Origin of the sequence: Serratia sp. Z4 (assembly GCF_009900725.1) — a bacterium.
In the GTDB taxonomy this organism is placed as follows: domain Bacteria; phylum Pseudomonadota; class Gammaproteobacteria; order Enterobacterales; family Enterobacteriaceae; genus Serratia; species Serratia nematodiphila.
Genome location: NZ_JAAABD010000007.1, coordinates 162,556 through 182,258 on the forward strand (window position 1 = coordinate 162,556; position 19,703 = coordinate 182,258).

Genomic DNA, 19,703 nt, shown 5'->3' on the forward strand with positions numbered 1-19,703 from the left:
CCGCCGCTCAGGCGCGCGGGTGATGCTGTTGATGTAGCTGTTTCAGTCGTTCGGTCGCTACATGAGTATAAATTTGCGTGGTCGAGAGATCGCTGTGCCCTAACAACATCTGTACGACACGGAGATCGGCCCCATGGTTCAGCAAATGGGTAGCGAACGCGTGCCGCAACACGTGCGGCGACAGACGCTCGCTGTCGATGCCCGCAAGGATGGCATAGTGTTTGATGCGATGCCAGAACGTCTGTCGGGTCATTTGCTGGCAGCGGGTGCTGGGGAACAGCACATCCAGCGTCTGGCCGTTGACCAGCCATGGGCGGCCGTGCTCCAGATAGTTTTCGATCCAGTAGACCGCCTCTTCGCCCAGCGGCACCAGCCGCTCCTTGTTGCCCTTGCCGATCACCCGCACCACGCCCTGACGCAGGCTGACGTCGCTGATGTTCAGCCCCACCAGCTCGGAAACCCGCAGCCCGGTGGCGTACAACACTTCGAGCATCGCCTTGTCGCGCAGCTCCAGCGGCTGATCGACGCAGGGCGCCTGCAGCAACGCATCGACCTGCGCCTCGCTCAGATCTTTCGGCAAGCGCTGCGGCAGTTTGGGAGACGCCAGCTGCGCGGTGGGATCGTCGGCGCGCAGCTTTTCGCGGTACAGATATTGAAACAGGCGCCTCATGGCGCTCAACAAACGCGCGGAGCTGGTGGCTTTGTAACCGCCATCCACCCGCTCGGCGAGAAACGCCTGCAGATCCAGCGCCTGCGCCTGCAGCAAATCGGTCTTCTGCTGGCCAAGCCAGGCGCCCAGGGCCTGCAAATCCAGCCGATAGGAGGCCAGCGTATTTTCCGCCAGATTGCGCTCAAGCCACAGCGCATCCAGGAATTGTTCAATCAGCGCATTGTCTTGCTGTTGCACGCGGTCCTCTCTTTGTTGCATTTCCACCCGCGCCATTATGCCTTAAGCCGGCGCAAATCAGGTATACTCGCTGCAATTCTCTAAACAGCAACGTAACGGTTTACACATGAAGATTGGTCTGTTTTACGGCTCCAGCACCTGCTACACCGAAATGGCGGCAGAAAAAATCCGTGAGATTCTGGGTGAAGACCTGGTCGACCTGCACAACCTGAAAGACGTCTCACCCAAGCTGATGGAGGACTATTCCATTCTGATCCTCGGCATCCCGACCTGGGATTTCGGCGAACTGCAGGAAGACTGGGAAGCGATCTGGCCGCAGCTGGCGGCGCTGGATCTGAAAGGCAAAATCGTCGCCATGTACGGCATGGGCGATCAGCTCGGTTACGGTGAGTGGTTCCTCGACGCGCTGGGCATGCTGCACGATCACATCGCGCCGCTGGGCGTACAGTTCATCGGCTTCTGGCCCACTGAGGGTTTCGAGTTCACCAGCCCCAAACCGCTGAGCACCGACGGCAAACACTTCGTCGGCCTGGCGCTCGATGAGGTCAACCAATACGATCTGAGCGAAGAGCGCCTGCAGCAATGGTGCGAACAGATCCTGTTGGAAATGGAGCCGCTGCTGTAGCCGCTATCGGGCGTTCCCCCCAACGCCGAGCGCCGGCGGCATGATTCGCGCCGGCGCCCCCTATCAACCTTGTTCGCCGTCACCCGCCGGCGGATACAGCAACAGCTGCCGCAGGTGGCGCCATTCCTCTTTGCTCATGCAGTCGGAAGCCAGCCACAGCCGGCGGCGCTTTTTGCCTTCCATCGGCTGCAGCGTCAACAGCATGCCGTAACCCGGCATCCACGGTTTTTTCGCCAGCCGCCACTCGCGGCCGTGCCAGCTGAAACGCCGATCCGCCAGCAGCCGCAACTCGCCCTGCACCGCGGCGATGCGCTTCTGGCTGCGAATGCACTGAAACACCACCAGCGTCAGCAGCACCAGCCAGAGCGGGCCAAAGCCTTCCGGCCAGGGCGAAATCAGGATCAGCAGGATCAGAACGCCGTGGGTCAACAGTGAAAACAGCTGGGTGCGCCAGGAAATGCGGATATCACATCGCCACTGGGCCACGGTCTTTATTTCGCGTTTGGATCAGGGTCACCATTCTCTGCAGCTCGCCGTCCTGCGGCGCGCCATGATTCATCAGCCAGTTGAACAAATCGGGATCGTCGCACTCCAGCAGGCGGATAAACAGCGCCTTGTCCGCGTCATTCAGGCTGTCGTATTCGTATTCGAAGAACGGCATGATGGAGATGTCCAGCTCGCGCATGCCACGGCGGCAAGCCCAGTGAATACGTGCTTTGTTGTTAATATCCATGTTGTTATGACTCACCTCTTTTCAGCGCGGCAGCGCCAGCGCAGGGTTCAAATGACACACTGTATGGCAACGCCGTCGCAATATAATTCCATCAACCGGGGATCTGTCTGCAAGGGTGCCCTGGCCGCAAGCCTATAGAGTAACAATTTGACATACACGCCGGGAAGGCGCTTTGTGGCGGAAAACGCAATAAAGCGCAAAATGCCAAAAAAAGCGCCCCCCGGCGCCGCGGCGCGAATAACAGTTTGCAAAGCCCGCCGCCTCTTTTACCATGGGTCCAATACCCTTCAGGTAAGCTAAACGTTGAGCAGGAACTTACTATGGCGCATAACATTCCATTCCCACCCCGTCAGCCCTCCGCTTCCACCCATCTGCCCCTGACGCTGATCTCGCTGGAAGATTGGGCGCTGGTGACGCTGAACGGGCCGGACACGGTGATATATCTCCAGGGCCAGGTGACGGCGGACATCGACGCGCTGGCGGCCGATCAACACGTGCTGTGCGCCCACTGCGACGCCAAGGGCAAAATGTGGAGCAACCTGCGTCTGTTCCACCGTGGCGAAGGCTTCGCCTATCTGGAGCGCCGCAGCGTGCTGGACAGCCAACTGGCGGAAATCAAAAAATACGCGGTGTTCTCCAAAGTCACCATCGCCGCCGATAATGACGCGGTATTGCTGGGTGTCGCCGGTTTCCAGGCGCGCGCCGCGCTGGCGGGCCTGTTCGCCACGCTGCCAAGCGCTGAGCACCCGGTGGTGCAGGACGGCGAGACCACGATTCTGCACTTCAATGCACCGGCGGAGCGTTTTCTGCTGGTGACCCGCCCCGCCGTGGCCGAACAGCTGATCGGCAAACTGCATGACCAGGCGGAACGGAATGACAGCAACCAGTGGCTGGCGCTGGAGATCGAAGCCGGTTATCCGGTTATCGACGCCGCCAACAGCGCGCAGCTGATCCCGCAGGCCACCAACCTCCAGGCGCTGGAAGGCATCAGTTTCAGCAAGGGCTGCTATACCGGTCAGGAGATGGTGGCACGCGCCAAGTTCCGCGGCGCCAACAAACGTGCGCTCTACTGGCTGGAAGGTAAAGCGGCTCGCGCCCCGCAGGCGGCGGAAGATCTGGAGCTGCAGCTGGGGGAAAACTGGCGTCGCACCGGCACCGTACTGGCGTCGAGCCAGTTAGCCGACGGTACGCTGTGGGTGCAGGTGGTGATGAACAACGATCTGGATGCCGACAGCAAGCTGCGGGTGCGCGACGATGCCGCCAGCCAGCTGGCGATCAAACCGTTGCCCTACTCGCTGGCCGAAGAGAAATAATCCGTCGGCCGCAGGCCCCCTGCCTGCGGCCATCTTTGTTACTCGTCCAACTCCCCGTCGCGCTGCACCAGATAGATCAGCACCAAGATGATGGTGACGAAGAAGCGAAACGCGCTCGGTACGCCGTTCCATTGCTGCGACATCCACATGCCGAACCACTCCCCTCCAATCGACATAAAACCGACCTGCCAGGTAAGGAAGCCCAGCGTCAGCCCCGCTACCGCCCATTTTTTTCGGCCGTTGAAGGCGTTGGCGGGCAGTTTCAGGCCGCACAGCAGGCGCAGGCCACCAATCCAGCACAGCAGCGCGGTCAGACTCTCCAACGCAATGATGAAAATATAACCGGCGTGATGCAGCCACGGCGTCTGTATCGAGCGGTAGCCGATGGTGGCGTCGGGGAAAAGGGTATCCATCATAAAGACGTGGCGCACGAAGGCGAAATTGGAGCCGTAGTCGGTGAGGTTGCCGAAGGCGACCAGCGAAGCGAACAAGGCGATAGCGCAGACCAGCAGCGCTTTGGATAAGCGAACGATCATCTTGATGAGTCCTGAACAGAGGTTAGAGAAACGGTATGCGGGCTCAGAAATGAAGGACAGGGCTTGCTGGATACCCGAAAGAAGCAAGCGCCTCTTTTTTAAAACAAAAGAGGCGCTTGTTCAATACGCATTCAGATGTAGCGGCAACGCTTAGACGTACAGGTAGATCGCCATGAAGTGGCAGGCGCTGCCGCCGAGCACGAAGCCGTGCCAGATGGCGTGGCCAAAGCGAATGCGCTTGGAGGCATAGAAAATCACGCCCAGGGTGTAGACCACCCCGCCGATCGCCAGCAGCGTGACGCCGCCGGCCTCCAGCCGCGTAACCAGCTGATAAATCACGATCAGCGACAGCCAGCCCATCGTCAGGTAGGTCACCAGCGACAGGGCTTCAAAACGGTGGGCGAAGGCCAGCTTGAACAGTACGCCAAGCAGCGCCAACCCCCAGATTACCGCCATCAGGCCCTTCGCCAGCGGCGAATCCAGCCCTACCAGCAAGAACGGCGTGTAAGTGCCGGCAATCAGGAGATAAATGGCGCAGTGGTCAAATTTTTTCAGCCAATGCTTGGCCTTTTGATGCGGGATCGCATGGTACAGCGTAGAAGCGAGAAACAGCAGGATCATGCTGCCGCCGTACAGGCTGTAACTGGTGATGGCCGTCGCATCGGCGCCGGTATTCACCGCCTGCACCAGCAGCAACACCAGGCCGACAATACCGAACACCAGCCCGATGCCGTGGCTGATGCTGTTGGCGATCTCTTCCGCCCACGGATAAGCCGCGGTGACAATCTTATTGTTCCCGGCTTTCACTACGTCCGTTTTCCCCATAACGCGCAACCCCTCAAAATGCCCTGCTTTGTGCGAAATTAACGCAAAGCAGCTTAACTGAGAATAATTCCAGTGTACACGTGTACGCTAAAATAAAAATGTGAACGCGTGTAACCATCGAAATCCCCCGCCCGCTGGTCTACAATCGTCAGGCTTCAACCCACCCACCTTGAGGTTTACACCATGTCATCCGCTGTACCCGCGTTAGATTTCGGTTCAATGACCCAGGCCATCCAGTTCCTGATGGAAATCGATAAGTTGAAAGGCGTGCAACGCCGCACCAAGGTACTGGGCACCCAGCGCCAGGAAAACTCCGCCGAACACAGCTGGCATTTCGCCATCGCCGCCATGAGTCTGGCGCCCTACGCCGGTGATGACGTAGACATTCAGCGCGTGATCCAGATGGCGCTGCTGCATGACATCGTGGAAATCGACGCCGGCGACGTGCTGGTCTACGATCTGGCGGCCCGCGCGGCGATCCACGATCAGGAAGTGGCGGCGGCGCGCCGTCTGTTCGGCATGTTGCCGGAGGCTCAGCGCGAGTATTTCACCGCTTTATGGCAGGAATATGAAGACGGCGAAAGCGCCGATGCGCGCTTTGCCTTGCTGCTGGATCGCACCATGCCGATGCTGATGAACCTGCACAATGAAGGCCAGAGCTGGGTGGAAAACGGCATCAGCCTGGAGCAGGTGCTGGCGCGCAATGCGTCGATCGCCGACGTGCATCCCGAGCTGTGGCGCCATATGGAGCAACATCTGCGGGACGCGCAGCGCAAAGGCTGGTTGAAGTAAGGGAGCCGGGCTGCCGCCTCTGCGCCGCAGCCCGTCAACGTCAAGCGAACGCCTGCTGGCGTTCCAACGCCTCCTCATAACTCGGCATCGATCCCGCCGCCCCGGCGCGTTCCACGCAGACCGCCGCGTAGGCGGCGGCGAAGCGCGCCGCATCGGCTAACGGCACCTGATTCGCCAGCTGCGCCGCCAGAGCGCCGTTAAACGCATCCCCCGCGCCGGTGGTGTCTTTCGGCTGCGCCGGAAACGCCGGGATCAGCTCACTGTTTTCCCCGTCCGAGAACAACGCTCCCTGCGTGCCCAAGGTCACGATCAGCAAACGAATGCCCTTGGCGTGCAGCACCTGCGCCGCCTGACGCGCCGAAGCCACATCCCGCACCGGCACGCCGGTCAGCAATGTGCATTCGGTGGCGTTGGGCGTCAGCAGATCGACCTGCGCCAGCAGGCTGTCCGGCACCGGCTGAAACGGCGCCGGGTTGAGAATGATGAACGTCCGCGCCTCGCGGGCGATGGCAATCACTTGTTCGATCGCCGGCAGGTTGTTCTCCAACTGGGTCAACAGAATATCCGCCGCGGCGATCGCCGGGCGGCACTGGCGCACCTCGTCCTCGCTGACCGTCAGGTTGGCGCCGGGATCGACGGCGATCATGTTCTCCGCATCCTCGCCGGCAACGTAGATAAGCGCATTGCCGGTCGGGCAATCGCCGGTCGAGAACAGCGTCACCGCATCGAAGCCGGCCGCGGCGAGATGACGCCGGGCGAAGGTGCCGAAGTCGTCGCGCCCCACCTTGCCGATATAATGCACCCGCGCCCCGGCGCGCAGCGCGGCGGTGGCCTGGTTGGCGCCCTTGCCGCCCGCCCCCATCATACTGTTACGGGCGATCAGCGATTCGCCGGGCTGCGGAAACCGCGCCATGCCGGCGACGATATCCAGGTTGAACGAACCGAACACGCAGACTTTGCCTTTCATTGCTGGTACTCCCTGCTCAATTGGAGGTGGCGCCGGGCTGCCAGACAGGCGCCTTTGCTGCCGGTTTCATCGGTCAGGCGGCTGATGGAGATCGCCAATCCCTGTGCCGGCTGCGGCCCGCGCAGATGACGGCGGATCTCTTGCTCCAGCCGCGCCAACGGAAAACCGCGCATGGCGATCACGCCGCCGCCCAGGATCAGCCGTTGGGGGTCGATCACGTTCATTTCGATGGCGATGGTCTGCGCCAATCGTTCAACGAAACGCCGCAAATCCGGATGATCGCCATGGCGTTCGAACAGCCGGTCGAACGGCGTTTGCGCCGCGTTGGCGCGCGCCCAGCCGGTCAGCCAATGACCGGAGGTCAGACTCTCGACGCAGCCCCGTTTACCGCACGGGCATTCGCCCAGATGGCCGGGCCAGGGAATGTGCCCCAGCTCGCCGGCGGCGCCATGCGCCCCGTGGTAAAAATCGCCGTTCAGCCACAGGCTGTTGCCCATGCCGGTGCCCAGATACAGCCCTACCGCCACCTGCGGCAGCGCCGGCAGCTGCTGCAAATCCCACCACAGCAGATGGTTGACGTCCTTGTCCATTCGCACCGGCAGCGCCAGCAAATCGGCCAACAGCGCCGCCACCGGCTGGGCATCCAGCGCCGGAATGAACGGCAGCGACAGCACCCGCGAGCGATCGCGGCTGAGGATCCCCGGCAGCCCCAGCATCACCTGCGCCACCTGACGATCCTCACAATGCCGGGCGATAAGATCGCCCAACGTCGCCAGCGGATCGGCCCGCTGCGCCCAATCGGCGGTCGCTATCTTGCGGTAACCGCTGAACTCGCCTTCATCATCCATCAACAGCAGACGGGTATTGGTGCCGCCGACGTCAACGCCAAGAAAATACCGCATCATATCCCCCGCCTCAGGCCGCCTGCCGCATCTGATCCAGCATCTTTTCCCACGCCGTTTCCAGATCCGGATCGAGGTTGAACAGCCCGGAACTGCCGACGATCAACACTTCCGCGCCGGCGCCCATCAGATCGCGGTAGGTGCGCTGGTTACAGGATCCATCTATTTCGATCAGATAGTTCAGATCCTGTTGGCGTTTCAGATCGCGCAACTGGCGGATCTTGTCCAGCATTTCGGGAATGAACGGCTGCCCGGCATAGCCCGGATCGACGGTCATGACGGTGACCTTGTCCAGCAGGTGAAGGTAGTGGCGAATAAACTCCACCGGCGTGGCCGGGTTCAGCACCACCCCCACTTTTTTGCCCAGCGCGCGGATTTGATTGATCACGCGGAACGCGTCGCGGTTGATGGTTTCGGCGTGCGGGCAGATAAAGTCCGCCCCGGCGCGGGCGATCGGCTCGATAAAATCGGTTGGGTTCTCCACCATCAAATGCACGTCCAGCAACAACGAGGTATGCGGGCGGATCTGTTCGATAAAGAACGGCGACAGCGTGATGTTTTTAACGTAGTGCCCGTCCATGATGTCGATATGCAGCATATCGGCGCGGCGATTCAGCACCGCCAATTGCTGCCGGATATCCATCAGGTTCATGCACATCAGTGAAGGTGAAATCTGGTATTTCATTAGCGTTATCCTGCGCAAAAGGGAAAAGGGATCAGTGGCCCGCCGCGATTCTGGCCTGGGCCGCGCTGCGGCGCATCGCCCGCCGCTGCTGATAGCGATGGCGGAAAAACTTCAGCGCCAGCACCGCGATCAGCACCGCGCCCCACATCGCCAGACTGAAATGCGGGCTGACGTTCATCAGGTTCAAACCGGTCGCGATCACCTGCAGCACGATCAGCGCCAACACCACGCCGCTGACCCGGCCAAAACCGCCGAACGGATCGGTGCCGCCCAGTATGATCGCCAGCACCGTGAGCAGCAGGTAGGAGTCGCCGTAACCCATGCGCGCCGAGTTGAAGCGCGCCATCATCACCAGCCCGGCAATGACGCACAGCAGGCTGGAGAGGGTGTAAATGGCGATCAACACCCGATGGGTATTCACGCCGCTGAAGTGGGTGGCGTTGATGTTGCTGCCGCTCATGTAGACGCATTTGCCGAGCCGGGTTTTCTGCAAGAACAGCGCCAGCAAGGCGGCGACCACCAGGAAGATCCACAGCGGTACCGGCACGCCCAGCACGCGCTCGGCGCCGATAAACCGCACGATCTCCGGCATGCCGCTCAGGGCCGCGCCGCGCGTCAGGTAAATGCCGATGCCGTTGACCGTCGTCATGGTGGCCAGCGTCACCAGAATCGGATGCGCGCCGACGTAGGCCACCAACGCGCCGGTCGCCGCGCCGATAAGCCCGGCCAACAGCATCGCCGCCGCCAGCGCCAACGCCAGCCACAGCGCCTGCAAGCCCAGCCCGGCATCCGCCGGCAGGTAGCTGATGAACAGCCAGGCCATCAGCAGGCTGGTCAGGTTGGCGCTGGCGATAATGCACAGGTTCAGGCCACCGCTGAGGATCGGGATGAACATCGCCAGCGTCAGCAGGCCCAGCTCCGGCAGCTGGAAGGCCACGCTGGTGAAGGTGGCGCCGCTGAAGAAGCGCCCCGGCATCAGCAGGCTAAAGCCCAGCACCACCGCCAGCAGCAATGCCAGCAGACCGACGGCGACCCCGTCCGGACGAAATTTCAGGTTGTTGCCCATCAGGCGCTCCTCAGGCGAAACCGACGTCGGTTTCTTTGCGTTTCTTGTAGTGAGTGACGGTGATCGCCGCGACGATCACCAGACCGATCACCACGTTCATGAAGTAGCTGGACACGCCGATCAGGTTGAGGCCGTTTTTCAGCACGCCGATCAGGAACACGCCCATCAGCGTGCCGACCACGCTGCCCTTGCCGCCGTTCAGGCTGGCGCCGCCCAGCACCGCCGCCGCCAGCACGTCGAGCTCCCCGCCCACCAGCGCGTTGGGCACCACTTCCCCCATGCGGTACACCTGCACCAGGCCGCCGATCGCCGCCATCGCGCCCAGATAGCCATAGGCGAACAAATGCAGCAGGCCAACGCGGATGCCGATGCGCCGCGCCGATTCCGCATCACCGCCCACGGCAAACAGCTGGCGCCCGAGGTGCGTTTTGTTCAGCAGCAGCCAGGTCAGCAGCGCCACCGCCAGCATCACCAGCGTCGGCAAACCGAGCTGATAGCTCTGCTCATCCAGCTGGAACGGCAGCACGCTGCGCGGCAGCGTCCACCAGTCCGGCAATGCGTACAGGCTGCGGCCGTTGGTCAGCCACATCAGCATGCCGAACAACAACGCCTGCATGCTGATGGTGACGATGATCGAGACGATGCGCAGGCAGTAGATCAACAGCGCGTTGACCATGCCCAGCACGGCGCCGATCGCCAACGCCAGCAGAATGCTGCCCGCCGGGCTGGCCAGGCCGTAGTGGGTCGCCAGCGTGGCGATCAGGTACTGCACCACCGAGGCGACTGCGGCGAAGGAGATATCGATGCCGCCGGTCACCAGCACTACAAACAGGCCGAGGGCGAAAATACCGCTCACCGCATAGCTTTCGCTGAGATCGAGCAGGTTTTGCACCGTTAAAAACCGATCGCTGAGCAGTGAAAAGACCATGACCGTCAGCAGCAACACCCAGGCCAGATAGCCTTCGTTGCCGCGCGGTTTCAAACTGAATCTACGCATTGACCGCCTCCGCCAGCTGTTGCTGGCTCACCTGCCCCGGCAGGTATTCGCCGATCACGCTGCCGCCGCTGAAGTGCAGCACCCGATCGCAGTTGTAATACACCTCCGGCACCTCGTCGGAGATCAGCAAAATGGCGATCCCCTCCTGCGCCAGCAGATGGATCAGTTGGTAGATGCTGGCCTTGGCACCGACGTCGACACCGACGGTCGGCGAGTCAAGGATCAAGATCCGCGGCTGGGTCAGCACCCACTTGGCCAGCACGATCTTTTGCTGATTGCCGCCGGACAGCGTCGAAACCGCCTGATCCGGATCCGCCACCCGCACGCCGAGCTTGGCGATCCACTCCGCGACGATGCGATTCTTGCGGTAGTCGTCGATCAGGCGAAAACGCCCGCGCAGCTTATCGAGAATGGTCAGCACCGCGTTATCCGCCACCGACTGTTGCTGCACCAGACCCAGCGTCAGGCGATCCTCCGAGACGTAGCCGATGCCGGCCTTGATCGCGTCCTCATGGCCGCGAAAGCGCACCGGTTTGCTGTCGAGGTAGAGTTTGCCGCTGTCCGGCCGGGTCATGCCGAACAGGCTCAGCGCCAGCTCGGTACGCCCGGAGCCGAGCAGCCCGCACAGACCGAGCACCTCCCCCTGATGCAGACGGAAGCTCACATCCTGATACTGCCCAGCGCGGCTCAGGCGATCCGCCTCCAGCATCACCCGATCCTTATTCAGGCTGGGCGCTTTCAGGTGATAGTCCAGCTTCAGACCGGTCATCAGCTCGGTCAGACGATCGCCGGTGATCTCCGCCGCCGGCCAGGTACCGACTTTGTTGCCGTCGCGGATCACCGTGACGCGATCCGAGATCTCCAGCACCTCGTCCAGCCGGTGGCTGACGAACACCACGCAGATGCCCTGCGCTTTCAGATAGTCCACCGTGCGCAGCAGTTGGTTGACCTCGGTGCGGGTCAGCGAAGCGGTCGGTTCGTCCATGATCACCAGCCGCGCCTGCGCCACCAGCGCACGGCAGATCGCCACCTGTTGGCGCTGCGCGATCGGCAGCTCCGCCACCCGTTTGTCGAGATCCAGATTGAAACTCAGCGATTGCAGCTGGCGTTCGGCGGCGCGCCGCAGCCGCGCCGGGCGGTGCCAACCCAGCAACCCGCGCAGGTTGTGTTCGAAGGCGATGTTTTCCGCCACCGTCAGGTTGGGAAACAGCGACAGATCCTGATAGATCACCTGAATGCCGAAGGCGCGCGCCTGATCCGGCGACAGCCGGCCGAAGGTTTGCCCATCGAGGGTAATGCGGCTGCCGTCGTCCGGTTGATAGACGCCGGCGATCGCCTTGATCAGCGTGCTCTTGCCGCAGCCGTTGGTGCCGGCCAGACAGTGCACCTCCCCCGGCATCAGCGCCAATGAAATATCGTTCAGCGCACGCTGCCCGCCAAAGGTCATCGACAGCTGTTGCAGTTCGATAAGCGGCGCGCCCTGCGTTGCCGTATTGCCGGAAATCGCCATGATTACAGCCCCATTTTCACCAGCTTCGGCAGGTTTTGCTTATCCAGGCTTTCGGTGGCGTTGCCGAGAATGGTGTGCTGCTGCGCATCCACCTGCACCTTGCCCATGCCTTCGATGGTCATGCCGTCGGTGATTTTCTCCCCCTTGTGCATCATGTCGGCGATGCGCACGAACACTTCGCCGGCCACCATCGGATTCCAGATGTAACCGCCCTTGATGGCGCCGCGATTGACCAGCGAAGCGCCCTGGCCCGGGCTGAACGGCCCGATGACGCAGATATCGTTGCTTTTGCCGCGGTTGAGCACCGCGCGCCCGGCGCCGATCGGCCCCTGCGAGCCGAACGCCAGTACGCCTTTCAGATCGGGATACTTGGCCATCAGATCGTTGGTGGTGCGCACGCTGTCATCCAGCGATTCCCCCACGCCGAACTTGTCGCCCACCAGTTGCATGTTCGGGTAGTGCTGCTTCTGGTAGTTGATGGCCGAGTCCGACCAGGTGATGTGCAGCGGCACCGTCAGGCTGCCGACGTATACCGCGTACTTGCCCTGCTCTTTCATGCAGGCGGCCAGTGCTTTCATGTGGTTGACCCCGTGCTGCGAGGCGTCCACCAGCTCAAAATCCCAGTCGGCGTACTTCTGGCCGGGGGATTCGTGCACGATCACCTTGATGCCCGCCTCCTGCGCGCGCTTGAGCACCGGCTCGAGCACCCGGGCGTCGTTCGGCACCACGCCGATGATGTCCACCTTCTGCGCGATCAGATCCTCGATGGCGCGCACCTGCAGCGCCGGATCCGCCGCCGTCGGCCCAACCATCCAGGCGTCGATGCCGCGTTTGGCGCTCTCGCTTTTGATGCCGGCCTCCATGGCGTTGAACCAGGGAATGCCGCCGATCTTCACCACCACGCCCATTTTCAGCTTGTCCGCCGCCTGCGCAGAGACCGACAGCAGCAGCGAGGCAAACAGACCGACCAGTACGGATTTTTTCATTGTTCTCTCTCCACAAGTGTTGGCTGTAATAAGGGTTTTCATTGTTGTTATCGCGCCGCCCTTTTCGCGGCGGGTGAAACTTCAATCACGTCGACGTTGTTCCAGGCCAGTTCCTGACGAAATTCGTCGTCGCTGAGCCTGTCGGTGATCAGCGTGTCTATTTCCCGGTAATGGCAAATGCGGGCGAACGAGCGGCGGCCGAACTTGTTGCTGTCCACCAGCAGGAACTTGCGTTCCGACGCCAGCAGCATCTGCTGCTTCAGCCGCGCATGGTGCTCATTGCTTTCGCGGATGCCGCCGTCCTGGCAGATGCCGTGGCAGGAGAAAAACAGCTTGTTGATCACGAACTCCTTCAGCATCTGCTCCGCCAGCACGCCGATAAAATCCTCGTACTTGGCGGAATACTCGCCCCCCAGGCCGATGGTGCGCACGTTGGCCTTGCAGGCCAGCGTCTGGATGATGTGCAGCGAGTTGGTCAGCACCACCAGCGAGATATCCGGCAGTTGGCGCGCCAAAAACCAACTGGTGGAACTGCTGTCCAGCAGCAGGCAGTCCCCCGGCGCGATAAATTCCAGCGCGCGTTTGGCAATGCGCGTCTTCTGTTCCGGCGCCTCGTTGCTGCGCTGGCGGAAAGATTCCCCCTGGTCTATCTCGGCGGGCACATAGGTTTTCTCCACCGCCGGCGGCTCGACGAACACTGCGCCACCGTGGCTGCGCAGCAGCAGGCCGCGCCGTTCAAGCAAGGCCAGATCACGCCGCGCCGTCTCGATAGAGATGTGGCACAGCTGCGCCACCTCCTGCACCATCACGCGGCCGCGCTGGCTCAAGACTTCGGTGATAAAGCGATGACGTTCTACAGGCAGCATGTTTCTTTTCTCCTCCACAACGTTGATTACGATATCGATTTGCCGCGTCGCGTTTTGCGCGCGGACGCAAAGCGCATCGCCCTGCGATCGGTCAACGATCGCGATGTGATAGTTGTCAAAAAAATCGGGAAGGAAATGAAATGAATAATTACGAAAGTGTGGAGTAACAGGCAGTTATGATGCGCGTACGCCTGAGGTAAACAGGAGAGAAACGGTAAACGGTCACAATTCCACGCTCCGCAGCATGACCGTTAATGACCGTTTGTGTGGTTTTGACCGAGCGCCGCAATTAGACCGCCGGCGTTGATAACGCATTACCTGAAAAAACGGCAAAAAAAATCCGGTGAGAACCTCACCGGATCGTTAGCCGCCTGGCACACATTATTCCCCGTGTTCATGCTCTTTCAACATCGCCTCACGCAACACGGCGTTCAGGCGTTTCTGATAGCCTTTGCCTGGCCGCTGAAGCCAGGCCAACACATCCGCATCGATGCGGATGGTTTTCGATACTTTCATCGGTTTATAAAAACGCCCCTGAACCGCAGCCTGCCACTTTTCCTCATCCAGTGCCGGCGCATCGGCATAATCGATGTCCTCGTCCGGCAACGCACTCAGTGAAGCAATTTGCGCTTTCTGCTCCTCCGTCAACGGCGGGAGTACGCTATGGGCCAGATTTTTGGCGGAATTTTTGCGCTTCATATCTTCCCCTCTCTTTGGCATCGGCCTTGCGTGCTGAAATGATACGCACGATCTCTACTGTATCGCCTTCGACATCCGTTTCGATCGTCGTATGTGCCACCAGCAACAGCAAGCAGGATCCGACCATGCCGATCGTTTGCCAACGTTCTTCTCCACCCTCGATCCTTTCCAACACAGCCAAATGGTTGGGATGCAGAAAAACCCGTTGCGCAATCTCAAAACTGACACGGTGTTTGCGCTGGTTACTGTGATTTTTATCCTGATTCCATTCAAAATAAACATACATTTTTGTAACTACATTTTGATTGTTATTTAATCAAAATACCTCGCATCCGGAGGGATGTCAAAAACCTACGGATGCGTTCAACGCCCGCCAGCGGCCTCGATAAAGGTGCCGGTCACGTAAGATGCGGCGTCAGACAGCAACCAGGCGATCGCCTCCGCCACTTCCTGCGGCCGGCCGCCGCGCTGCATCGGCAAACTGTCCTTCACGCGATCCACCCGGCCAGGCTCGCCGCCGCTGGCGTGCATCTCGGTATAGATGAATCCGGGCCGCACGCCGTTGACGCGAATGCCCTGCGCCGCCACTTCCCGCGATAACCCGATGGTCAGCGTATCGACGGCGCCTTTCGAGGCAGCATAGTCGACGTACTCTCCCGCCGCCCCCAGTCGGGACGCCGCGGAGGAAACGTTGACGATGGCGCCGCCCCGCCCGCCATAGCGCAGCGCCATGCGCTTCACCGCCTCGCGGCAACACAGGAAGTAACCGGTAACGTTGGTGCCGAGCACCTGATTGATGCGCTCGGCGGTCAACTGTTCAATGTTCGCCTGCTGGAACAGAATGCCGGCGTTGTTGACCAGCGCACTGAGCGTGCCCAGCCCGGCATCCAGTGCGCCGAACATCGCCATCACCTGCGCTTCGTCGGCCACGTCAGCCTGCAATGCCAGCGCCTTACCGCCCTGCGTTTCAATCTCCGCCACCACCTGCCGCGCCGCACTTTCGTCACGCAGGTAATTCACACCCACCGCATAGCCCTGCCGGGCCAGCAGCAAAGCGGTCGCGCGGCCAATTCCCCGGCTTGCGCCAGTCACCAATGCCACTTTCGTCATCGTATTTTTTCTCTGGTTGGCGATATAAAAATAACGGCCTGCGCACAGGCTCCCCGTTTGCCAGTCAGAGTATAGAGCGGCGCTCTAGAAAACGCTTCAGAGCTGAGCCAGGCGGCGCAGCAGCTTTTTAATCCGATATTTCGCGCAGCCGGAGGCGTCCGTTACCGCCACCTGATGGCCCCGCTGCAAACCGGAAGCATGCAGGCCTTTGTGAGCAGGGCTGTGCACATCGCCGCGAAACGACAGCATCAACAGCACGAGTAGCATCGCCACGCCTGAATACATCAGCCGCCGCGAGGCGCCCGCGAGCGGGGAACCGTCAGTCTGCATGTTTCGCTCCCTCAGCCATGATTTCGAATGGCAGCAAAATAACTGAAATCCCCCCTCGTTCCCTTAACGCGAGATTAAAGCCAGATTAAGGTTTGCTTAAGAACGTGCAGGCAGCGCAGGTTTCCCCGTTGTCTTCCCGTCAGCGTTATAGTTAGATAAGCGCGACTCAAGGATCTCAGCGGAAATAACGTGAACATACTGTTGGTGGAAGACGACCTGCAATTAGGCAAGGCGCTGTGCCGAGCATTGGAGCTGGCCGGCTTTAATTTGTGCTGGGTGCGCCTGCTCGTCGACGCGGAAAATAAACTTTCATCCGGCGGGTTCGATTTGATGCTGCTGGATCTCACGCTGCCGGACGGTGACGGTTTGCAGAGGCTGATCGCCTGGCGCGCCGCCGGGCAAAATATCCCGATCATCATCCTGACCGCCCGCGACCGCATTGAAAGCCTGGTGAACAGCCTGGATTCCGGCGCGGACGACTTTCTGGCCAAACCCTTTGCGCTGCCCGAACTCATCTCGCGCGTCAAGGCGGTCAACCGGCGCATGGCGGGCTTCGCGTCACAAACCTGGAGCCTCGGCGCGCTGTATCTCGATCCGGTCAACCATCAGGTCATGCTGGATAACGAACTGCTGATGCTGTCGAAAAAAGAGTATCACCTGCTGCACGAACTGATGCGCTGCGCCGGCACCGTGGTGCGCAAAGCGGTGTTGGAACAGCGGCTGTTCGGCCACGGCGACAGCGTGGAAAGCAACTCGCTGGAAGTGCACATGCATAATTTACGGCGCAAGATCGGTAAAGAAAGAATTATTACCGTACGCGGCATTGGTTATTTGCTGAAGAAAGAGTAGCGAAATGATCGGTTTCAAATCCTTCTTTATGCGCACCATTATTTTCCAGGTGCTGGCCATTTTATTATTGTGGGGGATCCTCGTCGCCTGGGTGAAATATTGGTATTACCCCGACATGGAGAAATATTTCGATAACCAGCAACGCATCGTCGCTGCAGGCATCGCCAATATTCTCGACGAAACCGGCACTGACCATATCGATTACCGCGGCATCATCAAGACCATTGAAGGCATGTACATTGATTCCATCAATAACGGCATGCAGGATGAAATCGACTATCACCCGCTGTTTGTGGTTTACGATCGAGACAACCGGGTGCTTTACAGTTCGCAAACGCAGGGAGAGCCGCTGCGCCTGCCGCCTTCGGTGCTGTCCGGCTCGGTCAATTACGCCGGCGCCAACTGGCATCTCGCCGGCAGCTGGAGCGAGAATCGCCAGTACCGGGTGATCGTCGGCGAATCGTTCAACGATCGCACCACGCTGTTCGGCAACCCGGCGGAGAGCACCGCCGTACCGCTGCTGGGCATTCTGGCGGCCATCATCATCACCTTGCTGTTTACGGCCTATTTCAGCCTGCGGCCGCTGCGCCAGATCGCCCGAACCATTTCCGATCGTCAACCCGGCAATCTGTCGCCGATCAACGTCAGCGAGCAGTATCAGGAAATCCGGCCGGTGGTGATGGAGGTTAACAAACTGATGGCGCGCATCGACGCCGCCAATCAGCGCGAGAAACGATTTATGGCCGACGCCGCGCATGAGCTGCGCACGCCGATCGCCGCCGTGCTGGCGCAGCTGCATTTGCTGACCCAGGTCAGCGAGCAGCAGGAGCGCCGGGAAATCATCGGCGACATGCAGCAAGGGCTGGATCGGGCGGCGTCGCTGTCGCGCCAGCTGATCAACCTGGCCAAGCTGGAGGCGGAAGATTTTCCGCTGAAGATTGAGGCGGTGGACATCTACGCCGAAATTGGAAAATGCATCGCGCAGCACGTCCCCTATGCGCTGGAAAAAGATGTCGAACTGTCGCTCGACGGCAGCGAGGAGGTGGTGGTGAGTACCGACCGCCATGCGCTGATCGCCATCTTCACCAACCTGCTGGACAATGCGCTCAAGTATGCGCCGCCCGGCAGCCGCATCGAAGCCAATATCCGCTCGCTGGCGCCACTCGGCTGCTATATTACGTTGCGCGACAACGGCCCCGGGGTGAGCGAAGAGCACCTTCCGCGCCTGTTTGAGCGCTTTTACCGCGTGCCCGGCACGCAGCAGACCGGCAGCGGGCTGGGATTGGCCATCGCCCGCAACCTGGCCGACAAAATCGGCGCGCAGCTGCGCGTCACCGAAGGTCTCGACGATCGCGGCATCGGCTTTATCATCGATTTGCCGGAAAGTTACCGGCCACAGATTGAGAGTTAACCACGAGCATGATCGCCCCTGTACTGCTGCAACGGCAGCAACTCGACCGGCTGTGGGATATCGACCGCAGCGAAATTATCGACACCCTGTATCGCCTGCAGGACGGCAAGCTACACCCCTACCCGGACTACTACGATGTGCGCGGCTGGGATCCGCACGATCGGGAAACCTATACGCCGATCCACGAAGCGTGCTTCGATCGCGGCGGCGCGTTCTTCGCGCTGTTCGAAGGCGAGGAGATCGTGGCAGCGGCGGCGCTGGACACCGAACCGCGCGGCCCGCGGCAAGATCTGCGCCAGCTGCTGTTCTTTTACGTCAGCGCGCACCAACGCGGCCAGGGGTTAGGCAAGCAGCTGTTCCAGCTCTGTCTGCGGCAGGCGGCGCAAGAAGGCGCCGCCGGGCTGTACGTCTCCTCCATTCCCAACAAAAGCACCGTAGACTTCTATCTGGCGCAGGGCTGCCGGCTCATCGAACAGCCGGATACCGAATTGTTCGCCCGTGAGCCGGAGGACATTCACCTGGTCTGCCTCTGCCGCTAGCGGCCAGGGCTTAGCGGGCGATGCGTATCACCGAACGCACGTCGCTTTTCTTGTTCAGATCCCACACCTCGGCGATCTCCGCCAGCGCGTGCTCCTGCGTCTCGATAGTGAGCGCTCCGGTCGCCGCCAGCGCCAAAATCTCGGTCGCGTAGCGCTGCATCTCCGGGATCGGCGGGAAGTTGCCGGTGCCGCTGCCGAGGATCTGCAGCTGATTGCTGCGCAGCACCGCCGCCGGCAGCCGGATGTCCGGCGCGGCCATCGAGCCGACGTTGACCAAGCGAATGCCGCGCCCCCCGGCGTAAGACGAGAGATCGTGATTATTGAGCGTCGCCAGCAGCGCTTCGGTCGCCGGGCCCCAGATGTAATCGACAATCACCTGATAACCACCCGGCCCCGCCGCCGCCGCGAAGGCCTGCGCCAGCGCCTCGCCCTGCAGGCTCAGATCCACCGTGGCGTCCACACCCAACGCCTCCAGCACGCTCAGGCGCCGACCGGCGGCAACGATGCGCCCGGCCCCCGCCTGACGCGCCGCTGCAACCGCCAGTTTGCCCGAGGTGCCGGTAGCGCCGATGATCAGCACCGTTTCTCCGGGCTGCAGATCCGCTCGCCAGCGCAGCGGCAGCCAGGCGGCGAAGGCCGGATTGATCAGCGCCGCCGCCGTGGCGTCGTCCACCGTCTCCGGCACCGGCACCGTCCAGGACGCGACGCTGCGCTCGGCCATCGCGCCGTAAGGGCGACGGAAAGAGGCGAAGTACACCCGTTGCCCGTCCGCCGTACGGCCCACGCCGTCGGTGCCGGGCACGATCGGCAATTGCTTCGGGCTGGAATAATGAGTGCCGGCGACGGTGGCGCGATCCAGCTGCTTGATGCCGGCAGCCAGAACGTCGATCGGCACTTCATTCGCCTGCGCCTGAGGCTCCTCAAAGGTGCCGAAAACCGGGGCTTGCCCCAGCGCTGTTACGATTGCCGCTTGCATGATGACTCCTCAAATCGTGGGAACGTACCGGAAAGAATAGGCCGCGATAAAATAAAAAGGGACACCGCATCATGCGGTG

The 19,703-nt window shown here is 61.1% G+C and carries 24 protein-coding genes; 6 read left to right on the plus strand and 18 right to left on the minus strand.

Going from position 1 to position 19,703, the window contains the following annotated elements; all coding sequences use genetic code 11:
* Positions 1-7: 7 nt before the first annotated feature.
* Complete coding sequence (gene xerD, locus GT753_RS20975) at positions 8-907, minus strand: site-specific tyrosine recombinase XerD (RefSeq protein WP_004931685.1); 900 nt, start codon at positions 905-907, stop codon at positions 8-10.
* Positions 908-1,013: 106 nt separating this feature from the next.
* On the opposite strand from xerD, the gene fldB reads away from it, so the two are divergent.
* Complete coding sequence (gene fldB / locus GT753_RS20980; RefSeq protein WP_160125917.1) at positions 1,014-1,532, plus strand: flavodoxin FldB; 519 nt, start codon at positions 1,014-1,016, stop codon at positions 1,530-1,532.
* Positions 1,533-1,595: 63 nt separating this feature from the next.
* Here the strand turns inward: fldB and GT753_RS20985 are convergent, their stop codons facing one another.
* Both GT753_RS20985 and sdhE read right to left on the minus strand, forming a co-directional pair.
* Positions 1,596-2,018 carry a protein YgfX gene (locus GT753_RS20985; protein ID WP_004931681.1) on the minus strand — a complete coding sequence of 141 codons (423 nt, stop codon included), beginning with the start codon at positions 2,016-2,018 and terminating at the stop codon, positions 1,596-1,598.
* Positions 1,999-2,265 carry an FAD assembly factor SdhE gene (gene sdhE, locus GT753_RS20990; protein WP_004931679.1) on the minus strand — a complete coding sequence of 89 codons (267 nt, stop codon included), beginning with the start codon at positions 2,263-2,265 and terminating at the stop codon, positions 1,999-2,001. Before sdhE ends, GT753_RS20985 begins: the two co-directional genes overlap by 20 nt.
* Positions 2,266-2,585: 320 nt before the next feature.
* On the opposite strand from sdhE, the gene ygfZ reads away from it, so the two are divergent.
* A complete protein-coding gene (gene ygfZ / locus GT753_RS20995) occupies positions 2,586-3,578 on the plus strand; it encodes a tRNA-modifying protein YgfZ (protein ID WP_160125918.1) in 993 nt (330 codons plus the stop codon).
* A gap of 38 nt (positions 3,579-3,616) precedes the next feature.
* On the opposite strand, the gene GT753_RS21000 is transcribed toward ygfZ, so the two are convergent.
* Together GT753_RS21000 and GT753_RS21005 are read right to left on the minus strand one after the other, a co-directional pair.
* Positions 3,617-4,114 carry a DUF2165 family protein gene (locus GT753_RS21000; RefSeq protein ID WP_044030541.1) on the minus strand — a complete coding sequence of 166 codons (498 nt, stop codon included), beginning with the start codon at positions 4,112-4,114 and terminating at the stop codon, positions 3,617-3,619.
* A 150-nt stretch (positions 4,115-4,264) separates the two neighbouring features.
* The gene (locus tag GT753_RS21005) at positions 4,265-4,939 is read right to left on the minus strand and encodes a hemolysin III family protein (protein ID WP_021505704.1); all 675 of its coding nucleotides are present in this window, start codon (positions 4,937-4,939) and stop codon (positions 4,265-4,267) included.
* 183 nt (positions 4,940-5,122) lie between these two features.
* Here GT753_RS21005 and GT753_RS21010 point away from each other — a divergent pair, with 183 nt between their 5' ends.
* On the plus strand, positions 5,123-5,731 hold the full coding sequence (locus tag GT753_RS21010; RefSeq protein WP_004931670.1) for an HD family hydrolase: 609 nt from the start codon (positions 5,123-5,125) through the stop codon (positions 5,729-5,731).
* A 40-nt stretch (positions 5,732-5,771) separates the two neighbouring features.
* Here the strand turns inward: GT753_RS21010 and rbsK are convergent, their stop codons facing one another.
* From rbsK to GT753_RS21070, 12 genes are all read right to left on the minus strand, one after another.
* Positions 5,772-6,698: a ribokinase gene (rbsK, locus tag GT753_RS21015; RefSeq protein WP_015378971.1), complete on the minus strand. Its 927-nt coding sequence runs from the start codon at positions 6,696-6,698 to the stop codon at positions 5,772-5,774.
* Positions 6,695-7,603, minus strand: a complete 909-nt coding sequence (alsK, locus tag GT753_RS21020) for an allose kinase (protein ID WP_015378972.1) — start codon at positions 7,601-7,603, stop codon at positions 6,695-6,697. Before alsK ends, rbsK begins: the two co-directional genes overlap by 4 nt.
* Before the next feature lie 10 nt (positions 7,604-7,613).
* Positions 7,614-8,285, minus strand: a complete 672-nt coding sequence (alsE, locus tag GT753_RS21025; protein ID WP_015378973.1) for a D-allulose 6-phosphate 3-epimerase — start codon at positions 8,283-8,285, stop codon at positions 7,614-7,616.
* A gap of 31 nt (positions 8,286-8,316) precedes the next feature.
* Positions 8,317-9,351 (minus strand): ABC transporter permease, encoded by a 1,035-nt coding sequence (locus GT753_RS21030; protein ID WP_160125919.1) that lies wholly within the window; start codon positions 9,349-9,351, stop codon positions 8,317-8,319.
* Positions 9,352-9,361: 10 nt separating this feature from the next.
* On the minus strand, positions 9,362-10,348 hold the full coding sequence (locus tag GT753_RS21035; protein ID WP_160125920.1) for an ABC transporter permease: 987 nt from the start codon (positions 10,346-10,348) through the stop codon (positions 9,362-9,364).
* The gene (locus GT753_RS21040) at positions 10,341-11,858 is read right to left on the minus strand and encodes a sugar ABC transporter ATP-binding protein (protein WP_082997434.1); all 1,518 of its coding nucleotides are present in this window, start codon (positions 11,856-11,858) and stop codon (positions 10,341-10,343) included. The genes GT753_RS21035 and GT753_RS21040 overlap by 8 nt, the downstream gene beginning before the upstream one ends.
* Before the next feature lie 2 nt (positions 11,859-11,860).
* Complete coding sequence (locus tag GT753_RS21045) at positions 11,861-12,844, minus strand: substrate-binding domain-containing protein (RefSeq protein WP_025304134.1); 984 nt, start codon at positions 12,842-12,844, stop codon at positions 11,861-11,863.
* Between the two features lie 47 nt (positions 12,845-12,891).
* Positions 12,892-13,710, minus strand: a complete 819-nt coding sequence (locus GT753_RS21050) for a DeoR/GlpR family DNA-binding transcription regulator (protein WP_004931653.1) — start codon at positions 13,708-13,710, stop codon at positions 12,892-12,894.
* A 381-nt stretch (positions 13,711-14,091) separates the two neighbouring features.
* Entirely contained in the window at positions 14,092-14,409 is a 318-nt protein-coding gene (locus tag GT753_RS21055; RefSeq protein WP_004931651.1) for a BrnA antitoxin family protein, read from the minus strand.
* Positions 14,372-14,695, minus strand: coding sequence for a BrnT family toxin (locus GT753_RS21060; RefSeq protein ID WP_160125921.1), 324 nt, complete (start codon positions 14,693-14,695; stop codon positions 14,372-14,374). Before GT753_RS21060 ends, GT753_RS21055 begins: the two co-directional genes overlap by 38 nt.
* A 77-nt stretch (positions 14,696-14,772) precedes the next feature.
* Entirely contained in the window at positions 14,773-15,519 is a 747-nt protein-coding gene (locus tag GT753_RS21065) for an SDR family oxidoreductase (protein WP_160125922.1), read from the minus strand.
* 96 nt (positions 15,520-15,615) lie between these two features.
* Positions 15,616-15,849, minus strand: coding sequence for a hypothetical protein (locus GT753_RS21070; protein WP_004931645.1), 234 nt, complete (start codon positions 15,847-15,849; stop codon positions 15,616-15,618).
* 189 nt (positions 15,850-16,038) lie between these two features.
* Between GT753_RS21070 and GT753_RS21075 the strand changes: the two genes are divergently transcribed.
* From GT753_RS21075 to GT753_RS21085, 3 genes are read left to right on the plus strand one after another with little or no spacing between them, the layout of a single operon-like run.
* Positions 16,039-16,698 (plus strand): response regulator, encoded by a 660-nt coding sequence (locus GT753_RS21075; RefSeq protein WP_004931642.1) that lies wholly within the window; start codon positions 16,039-16,041, stop codon positions 16,696-16,698.
* Positions 16,699-16,702: 4 nt separating this feature from the next.
* Positions 16,703-18,109 (plus strand): ATP-binding protein, encoded by a 1,407-nt coding sequence (locus tag GT753_RS21080; protein ID WP_021505718.1) that lies wholly within the window; start codon positions 16,703-16,705, stop codon positions 18,107-18,109.
* Positions 18,110-18,120: 11 nt separating this feature from the next.
* Positions 18,121-18,648 carry a GNAT family N-acetyltransferase gene (locus tag GT753_RS21085; RefSeq protein ID WP_031300620.1) on the plus strand — a complete coding sequence of 176 codons (528 nt, stop codon included), beginning with the start codon at positions 18,121-18,123 and terminating at the stop codon, positions 18,646-18,648.
* Between the two features lie 10 nt (positions 18,649-18,658).
* On the opposite strand, the gene GT753_RS21090 is transcribed toward GT753_RS21085, so the two are convergent.
* Complete coding sequence (locus tag GT753_RS21090) at positions 18,659-19,624, minus strand: zinc-binding alcohol dehydrogenase family protein (protein WP_044030533.1); 966 nt, start codon at positions 19,622-19,624, stop codon at positions 18,659-18,661.
* Positions 19,625-19,703: the final 79 nt, after the last annotated feature.